7 protein-coding genes, 2 tRNA genes and 1 pseudogene are annotated in these 13,972 nt (G+C 63.9%); 6 read left to right on the top strand and 4 right to left on the bottom strand.

Annotated features, from left to right (window positions below; all coding sequences use genetic code 11):
- Positions 1–307 precede the first annotated feature (307 nt).
- Together B4L76_RS15765 and B4L76_RS15760 are read right to left on the bottom strand one after the other, a co-directional pair.
- Positions 308–384 (bottom strand) — tRNA-Asp (locus B4L76_RS15765).
- 13 nt (positions 385–397) lie between these two features.
- A tRNA-Val gene (locus B4L76_RS15760) sits at positions 398–473 on the bottom strand.
- Between the two features lie 216 nt (positions 474–689).
- Here B4L76_RS15760 and rdgC point away from each other — a divergent pair.
- From rdgC to sugE, 3 genes are all read left to right on the top strand, one after another.
- On the top strand, positions 690–1,610 hold the full coding sequence (gene rdgC, locus B4L76_RS15755; RefSeq protein WP_296233746.1) for a recombination-associated protein RdgC: 921 nt from the start codon (positions 690–692) through the stop codon (positions 1,608–1,610).
- A 182-nt stretch (positions 1,611–1,792) separates the two neighbouring features.
- On the top strand, positions 1,793–2,758 hold the full coding sequence (locus B4L76_RS15750; protein ID WP_296233745.1) for a bile acid:sodium symporter family protein: 966 nt from the start codon (positions 1,793–1,795) through the stop codon (positions 2,756–2,758).
- Positions 2,759–2,985: 227 nt separating this feature from the next.
- Positions 2,986–3,303 carry a quaternary ammonium compound efflux SMR transporter SugE gene (gene sugE / locus B4L76_RS15745; protein WP_085675375.1) on the top strand — a complete coding sequence of 106 codons (318 nt, stop codon included), beginning with the start codon at positions 2,986–2,988 and terminating at the stop codon, positions 3,301–3,303.
- Positions 3,304–3,312: 9 nt separating this feature from the next.
- Here the strand turns inward: sugE and B4L76_RS15740 are convergent, their stop codons facing one another.
- Complete coding sequence (locus tag B4L76_RS15740; RefSeq protein WP_296233744.1) at positions 3,313–5,190, bottom strand: 1-acyl-sn-glycerol-3-phosphate acyltransferase; 1,878 nt, start codon at positions 5,188–5,190, stop codon at positions 3,313–3,315.
- Positions 5,191–5,381: 191 nt separating this feature from the next.
- Between B4L76_RS15740 and bglX the strand changes: the two are divergent.
- The 3 genes and pseudogenes from bglX (at position 5,382) to B4L76_RS15725 (ending at position 12,525) form a co-directional block, all read left to right on the top strand.
- Positions 5,382–7,639 (top strand): annotated as a pseudogene (gene bglX / locus B4L76_RS15735) (beta-glucosidase BglX).
- A gap of 117 nt (positions 7,640–7,756) precedes the next feature.
- Positions 7,757–8,935 carry an MFS transporter gene (locus tag B4L76_RS15730; protein WP_296233743.1) on the top strand — a complete coding sequence of 393 codons (1,179 nt, stop codon included), beginning with the start codon at positions 7,757–7,759 and terminating at the stop codon, positions 8,933–8,935.
- 113 nt (positions 8,936–9,048) lie between these two features.
- Positions 9,049–12,525, top strand: a complete 3,477-nt coding sequence (locus B4L76_RS15725; RefSeq protein WP_296233742.1) for a hybrid sensor histidine kinase/response regulator — start codon at positions 9,049–9,051, stop codon at positions 12,523–12,525.
- Here the strand turns inward: B4L76_RS15725 and rmuC are convergent.
- Entirely contained in the window at positions 12,497–13,870 is a 1,374-nt protein-coding gene (gene rmuC / locus B4L76_RS15720; protein ID WP_296233784.1) for a DNA recombination protein RmuC, read from the bottom strand. The genes B4L76_RS15725 and rmuC overlap by 29 nt on opposite strands.
- Between the last annotated feature and the right edge of the window lie 102 nt (positions 13,871–13,972).

Here is a 13,972-nt window from a genome sequence, read left to right as displayed (position 1 = left end):
GACAGGCGTTTATCAGCAATTTGCGGGCCAGCCGTGCCGACCCGTTGGCGGACAAGCCCGCGTCCGCAGGTACTGCACAGCCTGCCATCCTGACGTGGGCCCCCGTAGGCACGGCTTTCCGGCGAAAGGGCCAGGACGGGCATGCACCATGCAATGGCATCCCTGCCCGCCCTGGCGCCAGGCTGGGGCACTGACCGGCATGGCAACATCAGCGATGGGCTGGTTCAACAGCAGAAACAAAAAAAGCGACCCTAAGGTCGCTTTCTCTGTGACTTCCGGGTGTTCAGTAGGCCCTGGAAGTGGAATATGGCGCAGCGGACGGGACTCGAACCCGCGACCCCCGGCGTGACAGGCCGGTATTCTAACCGACTGAACTACCGCTGCGCTAAACATCGAGTGGTGGGTGATGACGGGATCGAACCGCCGACCCTCTGCTTGTAAGGCAGATGCTCTCCCGGCTGAGCTAATCACCCTTCGTCTCGGTGTGGCGCGCATTCTACGGACGCCCCGCTACCCTGGCAAGCGTTTTTTCGACTTTTTTCAAAAAAAATTCGAGATCTTTCAAAGACCTAGCGCTGCCGGGCATTTTCCCGGCATCCAGATGGCTGCTGGCCCTCTGACAGGGTTGGCCTCGGAGCACCGCTCGGAGAATAATGCCCGCCTTATGCATTAACGAGAGATTGCCCCTCATGTGGTTCAAGAACCTGCTGACCTACCGCCTGACCCAGGAAGTCCCGTTCGAGCCTGAAGCGCTGGAAGCGGCCCTGGCCAGCAAGCCGGCCCGCCCCTGCGCCAGCCAGGAGCTGACCACCTATGGTTTCGTCGCGCCATTCGGCAAGGGCGAAGACGCTCCCCTGGTGCATGTCAGCGGCGAGTACCTGCTGATTGCCGCGCGCAAGGAAGAACGCATCCTGCCCAGCAGCGTGGTCAACGACGCGGTCAAGGAAAAGGTCGAAGAGATCGAGACCGAGCAGATGCGCAAGGTCTATAAAAAGGAACGCGACCAGATCAAGGACGAAATCATCCAGGCTTTCCTGCCGCGCGCGTTCATCCGCCGCTCGATGATCTTCGCCGCCATCGCCCCGCGCCTGGGGGTGATCCTGGTCAACTCGGCCAGCGCCAAGCGTGCCGAAGACCTGCTTTCCACCCTGCGTGAAGTGATGGGCTCGCTGCCGGTGCGCCCGGCGACGGTGAAGATCGCACCAGCCGCCACCATGACCGACTGGGTCAAGTCGCAGCAGGCCGCCGAAGGCTTCTACGTGCTGGACGAATGCGAACTGCGCGACACCGCCGAAGACGGCGGCATCGTGCGCTGCAAGCGCCAGGACCTGACCAGCGAAGAAATCCAGCTGCACCTGAGCACCGGCAAGGTGGTCACCCAGCTGGCCCTGGCCTGGCAGGACAAGCTGTCGTTCGTGCTGGACGACAAGATGGTGATCAAGCGGGTCAAGTTCGAGGAGTTGCTGCAGGAGCAGGCTGAACAGGATGGCGGCGATGAAGCTGCGCAACAGTTCGACGCCAGCTTCCAGCTGATGATGATGACCTTTGCCGAGTTCCTGCCGGCGCTGTTCGAGGCGCTGGGTGGCGAAGAGATCCCGCAAGGGGTCTGACTGGTTTGAAACGCCGGTGCTGGGATGAGGAAACCTCCAGACAGCACCGGCCCGATCGCTGGCAAGCCAGCGCCCACCGCTACGTCACAGGTTCTGAAGTGTGTGCCGTATCTGCGGGCACTGGCTTGCCTGCGATCGGGCCCATGAAAGTACCAGGACATCACTGGAAAAGGACTTGCCCCATGCCTGCCATCGCCGCCCTCAGCCGCTTCGTCGGCAACACCTTCGCCCTGTGGGTGCTGGTGTTTGCCGTGCTGGCTTTCCTGCAACCGCAATGGTTCATCGCCCTGAAGGTAGCCATCGTGCCCCTGCTGGGCCTGGTGATGTTCGGCATGGGCCTTACCCTCAAGCTTGACGACTTCGCCGCCCTCGCCCGCCAGCCGTGGCGGGTGATGCTGGGCGTGGTCGCGCACTTCGTGATCATGCCGGGAATGGCCTGGCTGCTGTGCCAGTTGTTCCAGCTGCCAGCGGAAATCGCCGTGGGCGTGATCCTGGTCGGCTGCTGCCCGAGTGGCACGGCGTCGAACGTGATGGTCTGGCTGTCACGGGGTGACCTGGCGCTGGCGGTGGCAATCGCCGCCGTGACCACGCTGCTCGCCCCGCTGCTGACCCCGGCGCTGATCTGGCTCCTCGCATCGGCCTGGCTGCCGGTGTCCTTCATGGACATGTTCTGGTCGATCCTGCAACTGGTGATGCTGCCGATCGTGCTCGGCGTGCTGGCCCAGCGCCTGCTCGGCAACAAGGTGCAGGCGGCAGTGCAGGTGCTGCCGCTGGTGTCGGTGGTCAGCATCGTGATGATCGTCTGCGCAGTGGTGGCGGCCAGCCAGGCGAAAATCGCCGAGTCAGGGCTGCTGATCATGGCAGTGGTCATGCTGCACAACAGCTTCGGCTATCTGCTCGGCTACCTGACCGGCAAGCTGTGCAAGCTGCCGCTGGCCCAACGCAAGTCGCTGGCGCTGGAGGTGGGCATGCAGAATTCAGGGTTGGGTGCAGCGCTGGCAGCGGCGCATTTCTCGCCGCTGGCGGCGGTACCCAGTGCGTTGTTCAGTGTCTGGCACAATATTTCCGGGGCGCTGCTGTCGACCTGGTTCCGGCGCTTGGGGGAACCGGTGGCAGAAGCTGAAGGCGGGGAGCCGGCCAGGCATTGATGTTGCCTGTACGGGCCCTTTCGCGGGTAAACCCGCTCCCACAGGTACTGCACAGGTCTGAAAATTGTGGAGATCCCTGTGGGAGCGGGTTTACCCGCGGAGGCCGCACAGGCTTGCCCAGTGGGCCGCATATGTGCACCATGGTGCCCACGGTGAGGACGACCTCACGACGCAGCGCGTGACCATTCCGGGGACGGCCCCATCATTTGCAACGATGGAGACCCACCATGTCCTGGATCATCCTGTTCTTCGCCGGCCTGTTCGAGGTCGGTTGGGCCGTCGGCCTGAAATACACCGACGGCTTCAGCAAGCCGCTGCCCACCGCACTGACCGTCGCCGCCATGGCCATCAGCCTGGGCCTGCTGGGCCTGGCCATGAAAGAGCTGCCGCTGGGCACCGCCTACGCCATCTGGACCGGGGTCGGCGCCGTTGGCACGGTAATCGCCGGCATCATCCTGTTCGGCGAATCCATGGCTTTGGTCCGCCTGGTAAGCGTGGCGCTGATCGTTACCGGCCTGGTCGGCCTGAAGGTCAGCGCCAGCTAACGTTTTTCCCTAGCGCAGGTCGCCGCGCAGGCGGCTCACCTGCTCGCGCAACGCTTCCGGCTGTGCGGCCTCCACCGGGATGGCGGCGCCTGCCACGATGGTTACCCGTGACCACAGGCGCTTGAAAAAGCCTTTGGCCGGGTCACGGCTGAAGAAACTGCCCCACAGCCCCTGCAAGGCCAGCGGAATCACCGGCACCGGGGTTTCCGCGAGGATGCGGTTGACGCCGCCCTTGAACACATCGATTTCACCATCGCCGGTCAGCTTGCCCTCCGGGAAGATGCACACCAGTTCGCCATCAGCCAGGTACCCGGCAATCCGGGTGAAAGCGCGCTCGTAGGTGGCCAGGTCTTCATTGCGCCCGGCAATCGGAATCGCACCCGCAGTGCGGAACACGAAATTGAGCACCGGCAGGTTGTAGATCTTGTAATACATGACAAAACGGATCGGCCGGCGGATCGCCCCACCGAGCAGCAGCGCGTCGACGAACGACACGTGGTTGCACACCAGCAATGCCGCGCCTTGCTCGGGAATGCGCTCGAGGTCGCGGTGCTGCACGCGGTACATCGAATGGCTGAGCAGCCAGATCAGGAAGCGCATGGTGAACTCGGGCACGATCCTGAAGATATACAGGTTCACCACGATATTGAGCAGCGATACCACCAGGAACAGCTGCGGGATGGTCAACTTGGCCAGGCCCAGCAGAACCATGGTGAGCAGCGCCGACACCACCATGAACAAGGCATTGAGAATATTGTTGGCGGCGATCACCCGGGCGCGCTGGTCTTCGGCAGTGCGGGCCTGGATCAGCGCATACAGCGGCACGATATAGAAGCCACCGAACACGCCAAGGCCGACGATCGACAGCAGGATCCACCAGGCCTGGCCCATGCCCAGCAGCGCCAGCCAGTCGTGCGCGGCGGCGGCAGCCGGCACATCGCCGGAGTGCCACCACCACAGCAGGCCAAACAGGCTCAGGCCGAACGAGCCGAACGGCACCAGGCCGATTTCCACCTTGCGCCCGCTCAGCCGCTCACACAGCAGCGAGCCCAGGGCGATACCGACCGAGAACAGGGTCAATACCAAGGTCACCACCGTACCGTCACCGTGCAGCCAGTCCTTGGCATAGGCCGGGATCTGCGTGAGGTAGATGGCCCCGACGAACCAGAACCACGAGTTGCCGACGATCGAACGCGACACCGCCGGCGGCTGCCCCAGGCCCATGCGCAGGATCGCCCAGGACTGCCTGAAGATGTTCCAGTCCAGTGGCATTTGCGGCGACGCGGCGGCGGCGCGCGGAATCCAGCGGCTGGCCAGGTAGCCCAGCACCGCCGTGCCGACCACGCCGCCGGCCACCACCGTGGCATAGCTGTCGGCCGACATCATCACTCCGGCGCCGATGGTGCCAGCGAGGATGGCCAGGAAGGTGCCGGTCTCCACCAGCCCGTTGCCGCCGACCAGTTCTTCTTCGCGTAGCGCCTGCGGCAGGATCGAGTACTTCACCGGGCCGAACAGCGCCGAATGCGTGCCCATGCCGAACAGCGCCACCAGCATCAGCACCAGGTGGTTGGTGACGAAGCCGAGCGCGCCGACCGCCATGATCGCGATCTCGGCCAGCTTGATTGCCCGGATCAACGCATCCTTGGCGAACTTCTCGCCAAACTGCCCGCCCAACGCCGAGAACAGGAAGAACGGCAGGATGAACAACAAGGCGCACAGGTTGACCCATATCGAACGGTCACCGTCGCCCAGGCTGAGCTTGAACAGGATCGCCAGGATCAGCGACTGCTTGAACAGGTTGTCGTTGAACGCACCCAGCGACTGGGTGATGAAAAACGGCAGGAAACGCCGCTTGCCGAGCAAGGTGAATTGCGAGGAATGACTCATCGTCCTTGGTCCTGGTCAGCCATGGATGGCAGTTGTCTTATTAGAATGCGCTCGGGCCATGCCAAGCCACATCGTCGACGTCAACTGATAGAACTACCAGTAGCGCGTTGCAGCGTCCAGGCGCCATTGTCGGCTTTTATCAGCCGCGAATCGATCGGATGGAACCGCTGCTCGCCCGCCTGAATTGGGTCATGACGAGGCTCATGCCAGCACTGGCTGCATGCGCGATGGCTGCCGACGTCCCTGCCAGCGGCACGCAGACAGGCAAGGACCGCTTTATCGATCAACTGCTGACGCAGATGACCCTGCACGAAAAGGTCGGCCAGTTACGCATGGTGTATGCAGACGCAGGCCCGCCCCCGCAGGCCATGCTCACCAGCATTGCCAATGGCCAAGTCGGTGCCATGTTCACAGCGGCGCAAGCAGACCCGGCAGCATTGCGTGAACTGCAGGATGCCGCGGTTCAGCGCAGCCGACTGCACATCCCACTGTTTTTCGCAGGGGATGTGGTGCACGGCCGGCGAACGATATTCCCCATCAACCTGGGGCAGGCCGCCAGCTGGGACTTGCAGGCGATTGCCAAGAATGCGCGTTCCGCCGCACGCGAAGCCACCGCTGACGGCCTGGACATGACCTTCGCCCCAGTGCTGGACCTCAGCCGCGATCCGCGCTGGGGCAGGATGTCTGAAGGCTATGGCGAAGACACCTACCTCGTGACAAGTATCGCCAGGACGGTGATACCTGCACTGCAGGGGCCGGCCTTGGGCGCGGCGGATAGCCTGATGACCTGCGTCAAGCACTTTGCCGGCTACGGCGCGGTGGAAGGCGGCCGGGACTACAACACCACGGACATCAGTGAACGGCGCCTTGTACAAGACTACCTTCCGCCGTTCAAGGCAGCGCTGGATGCCGGGGCAGGTGCGGTGATGACCACGCTGACCACCCTGAACGGTGTTCCAGCCACCGCCAGCGCCTGGCTGTTGCAGGACACACTACGCCAGCAATGGCAGTTCAACGGCCTGGTTATCAGTGACCATGGCGCCGTCGAGGAACTGATCGCCCATGGTGTGGCCGAAAACGGCAGGCAAGCCGCACAGGCTGCACTCATGGCCGGCACGCAGATGAGCATGAGCGACCGCTACTTCGTCCACGACCTGCCGGACCTGGTCATGCAAGGAAAGGTGCCTGAGCAACACCTCGACAACGCCGTTCGCCAGGTGCTGGCCACCAAATACGAACTCGGCCTGTTCGATGACCCTTATCGCCGTCTGCGGGCTACCCCGGACAACGCCGAACAAACACTGCACCGTGCCCAGGCCAGAGATATGGCACGCCGTTCGCTGGTACTGCTGAAAAACAGTCACCAGGTGCTCCCTTTGAGCCGGCAAGCAACCATCGCCCTGATCGGCCCCCTCGCCGACAATGCCGTGGATATCCTAGGCAGTTGGCACGCCAATGGCCAACCCGAGCAGGCCGTGACACTGCGCCAAGGGTTACAAGGTGCCCAGTCCCCCGGCGCACGCCTGCTGTATGCAAAGGGGGGCAAACATCAGTGACAACCCGCAGGCTTTCATCCTGCTTGCAGACAACCAGGTCAGCTTCGACTCACGTCCCGCTGAAACCATGATTGCCGAGGCCGTGGCCACGGCTCGTCAGGCCGATGTGGTGGTGGCGGCACTGGGTGAGGCGCGCGGCATGTCTCATGAGGGCGCCAGCAGAACCGACCTGAACCTGCCTGGGCAGCAACGGGCTCTGCTGCGAGCATTGAAGGCGACCGGCAAACCGCTGAAATTGGTGCTGATGAATGGCCGGCCACTGACCATCAACGAGGAAAGCCAATGGGCCGATGCTGTACTGGAAACCTGGTTCAGTGGCAGCGAAGGTGGCAACGCCATCGCCGACGTACTCTTTGGCGAGTACAACCCGTCAGGCAAACTACCTGTCACGTTCCCACGCAGCGTGGGCCAGATCCCTCTTTACTATAACCACCTCAACACAGGCAGGCCGTTCGATCCGGCCAGGCCATCAGCCTACCGCTCACGCTATTACGACATCGACGATACGCCGCTCTACCCCTTCGGCTACGGCCTGAGTTACACCCACTTCAGCGTTTCTTCGCCGCGCTTGTCGAGCACTCGCTTGCTCTCCGGACAAGCCCTTCAGGTGCAAGTGACTGTCCGCAACGACGGTTTGCGCGCAGGGGAAACGGTCGTGCAACTGTACCTCCGTGACCGGAGCGCCTCGATAAGCCGGCCGGTGAAGGAACTGAAGGGCTTCGAAAAACTGTGGCTGGCACCTGGACAGGTGCGAGAGGTAAACCTTCATCTGCCCCCTTCCGCGCTCAGCTTCGTCGACCGCAACCTGCGCTGGCGAACCCGGCAGATTCGACGTAATGGTCGGTCTGGACTCGCAAACAGTACAGACAGCCAGCTTTGAATTGGTGCCCTGAGACTCAGCGATCGCCTGTTCCGACATCCTTCGCGGGCACGTCCGCGAATTGCCTGCGCAGCGGGCCACTGTTGGCATATGCTTGAGCCCGGCAAACCAGCACAACAAGGACGTGGCAATGCTCGCCGCCATCAAACGCTACCCGCACACCGTTCGCCTTCTGCTGCTCACTACCTTCACGCTCACCGTCGCCCGCGCCCTTACCCTGCCCTACCTGGTGGTGTATCTGGCCGATAACTTCCAGCTGCCGATCAGCCAGATCGGCCTGCTGATAGGCGGTGCGCTGATTGTCGCCTCGCTGTTGAGCCTGTATGGCGGCCACCTGGTCGATACCTTGCGCAACCACACGCTGGTCAGCGCGTGCTCGCTGCTGTTCGCGCTGGCATTCGTGGGTGCCGTTGCCAGCCGCGCAGCGATGCTCTTCTTCATCTGCCTGGTGCTGATCAACCTGGCCCTGGCAGTGGTCGACATCGCCGCCAAGGCGGGCTTCTGCGCGTTGCTGCCAGTGCAAGAGCGGGCCGAGGTGTTCGCCATCAAATACACCCTCAGCAACGTCGGCTATGCCGCCGGGCCGCTGCTGGGCGTGGCCATGCTGGAGCTGGACAACCACCTGCCGTTCATCGTTTCTGCCCTGCTTGGCCTGGCCATGAGCCTGGCCTACTGGCGCCTTGGCGACCGCGGCCTGCAGGCCCGCGCGCCGAGCAAACCCGGTGCCGGCTTTGGTCAGGTGGCGCTAGGGTTGGCCGCTGACCGTCGGCTGGTGTGCTTCACCCTCGGCGGGGTATTGAGCGCGGTAGTGTTCGGCCAGTTCACCGCCTACCTGTCGCAGTACCTGGTGGTGACCAGCAGCCCGAGCGAGGCAGCACGCCTGGTCGGTTATCTGGTGACCACCAACGCAGTGACGGTGATTGCCTTGCAGTACCTGATCGGCCGACGTATCAGCCGCCAGCGCCTGATGCCCTGGCTGCTGACCGGGATGAGCCTGTTCATCGCCGGGCTGCTGGGCTTTGCCCTGGCCGGGTCGACGCTGATGTGGTGCCTGGCGATGCTGGTGTTCACCCTGGGCGAAATCATCGTCATCCCCGCCGAGTACATGTTCATCGACCTGATTGCACCGGAACACTTGCGCGGGGTGTATTACGGTGCGCAGAACCTATCCAACCTGGGCGCGGCGCTGGGGCCGGTGATGGTGGGATTTGCCCTGGTGCATCTGTGGCCCGGGGCGATCTTCTACCTGCTGGTGTTGTCGGTGATACTGGCAGGGGTGTTCTATTGGCTGGGTACTCACACAGGTTGAAATGCACCCTGCGACCACCTGCCACTGCGACCATGGTCTGCGCTGACGAAGCGGCACCTGCGTGCCAGACTGATTGATCGGGACCGCGTTATCTTTTTTGCTTCGGAGTCTTCATGTCGTTGTCCAGCGGGCTGATCGCCGTGGTCGCCCTGGCCTATATGGCCATCATGTTCGCCATCGCCTTCTACGGCGACCGCCGCAGCACGCCGTTGCCGCCGAAGCTGCGCGCCTGGGTCTACAGCCTGTCGCTGGCGGTGTACTGCACCAGCTGGACCTTCTTCGGCGCGGTCGGCCAGGCCGCTGAACAGCTCTGGGCGTTCCTGCCGATCTACCTGGGCCCGGTGCTGCTGCTGATTTTCGCGCCATGGGTGCTGCAGAAGATGGTGCTGATAAGCAAACAGCAGAACATCACCTCGATCGCCGACTTCATCGCCGCACGCTACGGCAAGTCGCAGACCCTGGCAGTCGTGGTGGCATTGATCTGCCTGGTCGGCGTACTGCCCTACATCGCCTTGCAACTGAAGGGCATCGTGCTGGGTGTCAACCTGCTGATCGGCGCCAGTGCCGACGCCACCGGTACGCGTGTGCAGGACACCGCGCTGGTGGTGTCGCTGGTGCTGGCACTGTTCGCCATCGTTTTCGGCACCCGCAGCCTGGACGTGACCGAACACCACCGTGGCATGGTCCTGGCGATCGCCTTCGAATCGCTGATCAAGCTGCTGGCCTTCCTGGCCGTGGGCATCTTCGTCGTCTTCAACCTGTATGACGGCTTCGACGACCTGTTCAACCAGGCGCGCCAGTCGGTCCATTTGCAGGACTACTGGCAAGAAACCATCAACTGGCCGTCGATGGTGGTACAGACCGCCGTGGCGATGATGGCAATCATCTGCCTGCCACGGCAGTTCCACGTCACCGTGGTGGAGAATATCGAACCCCAGGACATGCGCCTGGCGCGCTGGGTGTTTCCAATGTACCTGGCGCTGGCCGCGCTGTTCGTGGTGCCCATCGCCCTGGCCGGGCAGATGTTGCTGCCGGGCACGGTGATTTCAGACTCGTTCGTCATCAGCCTGCCACTGGCCGAGGCCCACCCGAGCCTGGCCCTGCTGGCGTTCATCGGCGGCGCCTCGGCGGCTACCGGCATGGTCATCGTCGAGGCCGTGGCGCTGTCGACCATGGTTTCCAACGACATGCTGCTGCCCTGGCTGCTGCGCCGGACCAACGCCGAGCGGCCGTTCGAGGCGTTCCGCCACTGGATGCTGTCGGTACGCCGGGTGACCATCGTGGTGATCCTGCTGCTGGCCTACGTCAGCTACCGCCTGCTCGGCTCCACCGCCAGCCTGGCGACCATCGGCCAGATCGCCTTCGCCGCCGTGACCCAGTTGACCCCGGCCATGCTCGGCGCACTGTACTGGAAGCAGGCCAACCGCCGCGGCGTGTTCGCCGGCCTGGCGGCGGGCATCTTCCTCTGGTTCTATACCCTGGTGCTGCCGATTGCCGCGCACAGTGTGGGTTGGTCGCTGCAACTGTTTCCGGGGCTGGCGTGGCTGCACGGCAACCCGTTGAACCTGCCGATCAGCCCGCTGACCCAAGGCGTGGTGCTGTCGCTGGCGGGCAACTTCACCCTCTTCGCCTGGGTCTCGGTGCTGTCGCGCACGCGGGTTTCCGAGCATTGGCAGGCCGGCCGCTTCATCGGCCAGCAGACCAGTGCCCGCCCCAGCAGCAAGCCGCTGCTGGCGGTGCAGATCGACGACCTGCTGACCCTGGCCTCGCGCTTTGTCGGCGAAGAGCGCGCGCGGCAAAGCTTCATCCGCTTCGCCTACCGTCAGGGCAAGGGCTTCAACCCCAACCAGAACGCCGACGGTGACTGGATCGAACACACCGAACGCTTGCTGGCCGGGGTGCTCGGCACCTCATCGACACGCGCGGTGGTCAAGGCCGCCATCGAAGGCCGCGACATGCAGCTGGAAGACGTGGTGCGCATCGCCGACGAAGCCAGTGAGGTGCTGCAGTTCAACCGCGCCCTGCTGCAAGGTGCCATCGAGAACATCAACCAGGGCATCAGCGTGGTTGACCAGAACCTGCACCTGGTGGCCTGGAATCGCCGTTACCTGGAGCTGTTCAACTACCCCGACGGGCTGATCAGCGTAGGCCGGCCGATTGCCGATATCATCCGCTATAACGCCGAACGCGGCCTGTGCGGCCCGGGCGAAGCGCAAGTGCACGTAGCGCGCCGGCTACACTGGATGCGTCAGGGCCGCGCGCATTCCTCGGAGCGTTTGTTCCCCAATGGCCGGGTGATCGAGCTGATCGGCAACCCGATGCCGGGCGGCGGCTTCGTCATGAGCTTCACCGACATCACGCCGTTCCGCGAGGCCGAGCAGGCCCTGCGTGACGCCAACGAAAGCCTGGAGCAACGGGTTGCCGAACGCACCCACGAACTGTCGCAACTCAACCAGGCATTGTCCGAAGCCAAGAGCCATGCCGAAGCCGTGAGCCAGTCGAAGACCCGCTTCCTGGCCGCGGTCAGCCATGACCTGATGCAACCGCTGAACGCGGCGCGGCTGTTCTCCGCGGCCCTGTCGCAGCAGGCCGAAGGCATGAACGAAGAGGCCCGGCAACTGGTGCAGCATATGGACAGCTCGCTGCGCTCGGCCGAAGAGTTGATCAGCGACCTGCTGGACATCTCGCGCCTGGAAAACGGCAAGATCACCCCGGACCCCAAGCCCTTCGCCCTCAACGAACTGTTCGACACCCTGGGCGCCGAGTTCAAGCTGCTGGCCGCCGAAAAAGGCCTGGAATTCCGCCTGCGCGGCAGTCGCCTGCGGGTGGAGAGCGACATGAAGCTGCTGCGCCGGGTGCTGCAGAACTTCCTGACCAACGCCCTGCGTTATGGCAAGAGCCCGATCCTGCTGGGGGTACGACGCCAGGGCGAACGGCTGTGGCTGGAAGTGTGGGACCGTGGCCCAGGCATCGCTGACGACAAGCTGCAGGTGATCTTCCAGGAGTTCAAGCGCCTGGACAGCCACCAGACCCGAGCCGAGAAAGGCCTGGGCCTTGGCCTGGCGATCGCCGACGGGCTGTGTCGGGTGCTGGGCCACAGGCTGGAAGTACGCTCGTGGCCGGGCCAGGGTACGGTGTTCCGCGTCAGCGTACCGATTGCCCGTCAGGCGGCGCCGGCGGCCAGCACCCCGGTGGAACAGGCCGGTCAGCCACTGGCGGGGCTGCAGGTGCTGTGCGTGGACAACGAAGACAGCATCCTGATCGGCATGAACAGCCTGCTCAGCCGTTGGGGGTGCCAGGTGTGGACCGCGCGCAACCAGGCCGAATGCGAAGCCCTGCTGGCCAAGGGCATGCGCCCGCACCTGGCGCTGGTGGACTACCACCTGGACGACGGCGAGACCGGTATCGGGCTGATGGGCTGGCTACGCGCGCGCCTTGGCGAGCCGGTGCCGGGCGTGGTGATCAGCGCCGACGGCAGCAAGGAAACCCTCGCGATGGTGCATGCTTCGGGCCTGGACTACCTGGCCAAGCCGGTCAAGCCGGCGGCCTTGCGCGCCCTGCTCAATCGCCATCTGAGCCTGGTTCAGTAAGCACTTCCTCGGGCATCGCTTCGTCGGACAATGCCCGCTCCAGCAAGTCGGCCGGCAGGCTCTTGCTGGCGCGGGCACCTAGCAGTTTCAGCTGTTCGCTGCGGCTGACCAGATTGCCGCGCCCTTCGCACAGTTTGTTGCGCGCGGCGGCATAGGCCTTGTCCACCTGCTGCAGGCGGCTGCCCAGCTCGTCCAGGTCCTGAATGAACAACACGAACTTGTCGTACAGCCAGCCGGCACGTTCGGCAATTTCGCGGGCGTTCTGGCCTTGGCGCTCCTGCTTCCACAGGCTGTCGATCACCCGCAGGGTGGCGAGCAAGGTAGTCGGGCTGACGATCACGATATGCCGGTCGAAGGCTTCCTGGAACAGGTTCGGCTCGGCCTGCAAGGCCGCCGAGAAGGCCGCCTCGATCGGCACGAACAGCAGCACGAAATCCAGACTGTGCAGGCCTTCGAGGCGCTTGTAATCCTTGCTCGACAAGCCTTTGACGTGGCTGCGCAGCGACTGCACATGCTGCTTGAGCGCAGCCTCGTCATTGCCGGCCACGAACTGCTGGTAGGCCGTGAGGCTGACCTTGGCATCCACCACCACCTGCTTGTCGCCGGGCAGCATGATCAGCACATCAGGCTGGAAGCGCTCGCCGTCGGCGCTCTTCAGGCTGACCTGGGTCTGGTACTCGCGGCCCTTTTCCAGGCCGGCATGCTCCAGCACCCGTTCAAGAATGAGCTCACCCCAGTTGCCCTGAGTCTTCTGGCCCTTCAGCGCCTGGGTCAGGTTGGTGGCTTCATCGGACAGGCGCATGTTCAGCTGCTGCAGGCGCTCCAGCTCCTTGCCCAGCGAGAAGCGTTCACGGGCCTCCTGCTGGTAGCTTTCCTCCACGCGTTTTTCGAAGGCCTGAATCCGCTCCTTGAGTGGGTCGAGCAACTGGCCCAGGTGCTGCTGGCTGGTCTGAGCGAAGCGCTGTTCGCGCTCATCGAAGATCTTGGTGGCCATGTCGGCAAACTGTGCACGCAAGGTGTCGCGGGCTTCCTGCAAGTCTTCCAGACGCTGTTGGTGGCTTTCCTGCTGTTCGCGCAATTCGGCCTCCAGGCGCGCAGTCTGGGCCTCCAGACGGCGCAGTTCGGCTTCGCGGCTGGCGCGCTCGAGGCTCCACGCATGGGCAGCATCGCGGGCGTTGTCGCGGTCGATCTGGAGCAATTCCAGCTCGCGACCCTGGGCCGCCAGTTGGGCCTGCTTGACCGAGTTGGCTTCACTTAGATCGCTGATCTCGTCGCGGCTGGCGTCCAGCTGCGCCTGCAGGCCAGTCTGGGCCAACAGGGCGGCGCCAAGGCGTTCTTCGAGCAAGGCCTGCTCGGCCTGCCGCGCCGCCTGGCGGCGCTGTAGCTGCATGATCCACCCCAGACAGGGCAAGGCCCCCGCCACCAAGCCCAGCAGAACGCTGGCCAG

The organism is Pseudomonas sp. UBA4617 (genome assembly GCF_002386445.1).
Classification (GTDB): domain Bacteria; phylum Pseudomonadota; class Gammaproteobacteria; order Pseudomonadales; family Pseudomonadaceae; genus Aquipseudomonas.
The sequence above is the reverse complement of the archived record's forward strand: the minus strand, read 5'-3'. Positions and strand labels throughout refer to the sequence as shown.

Excerpts from the sequence above, each read along its gene's own strand:
- B4L76_RS15730 (WP_296233743.1), top strand. The coding sequence starts at position 7,757 with ATGCTCGCCGCCATCAAACGCTACCCGCACACCGTTCGCCTTCTGCTG.
- B4L76_RS15740 (WP_296233744.1), bottom strand. The coding sequence starts at position 5,190 with ATGAGTCATTCCTCGCAATTCACCTTGCTCGGCAAGCGGCGTTTCCTG.
- sugE (WP_085675375.1), top strand. The coding sequence starts at position 2,986 with ATGTCCTGGATCATCCTGTTCTTCGCCGGCCTGTTCGAGGTCGGTTGG.
- B4L76_RS15750 (WP_296233745.1), top strand. The coding sequence starts at position 1,793 with ATGCCTGCCATCGCCGCCCTCAGCCGCTTCGTCGGCAACACCTTCGCC.
- B4L76_RS15725 (WP_296233742.1), top strand. The coding sequence starts at position 9,049 with ATGTCGTTGTCCAGCGGGCTGATCGCCGTGGTCGCCCTGGCCTATATG.
- rdgC (WP_296233746.1), top strand. The coding sequence starts at position 690 with ATGTGGTTCAAGAACCTGCTGACCTACCGCCTGACCCAGGAAGTCCCG.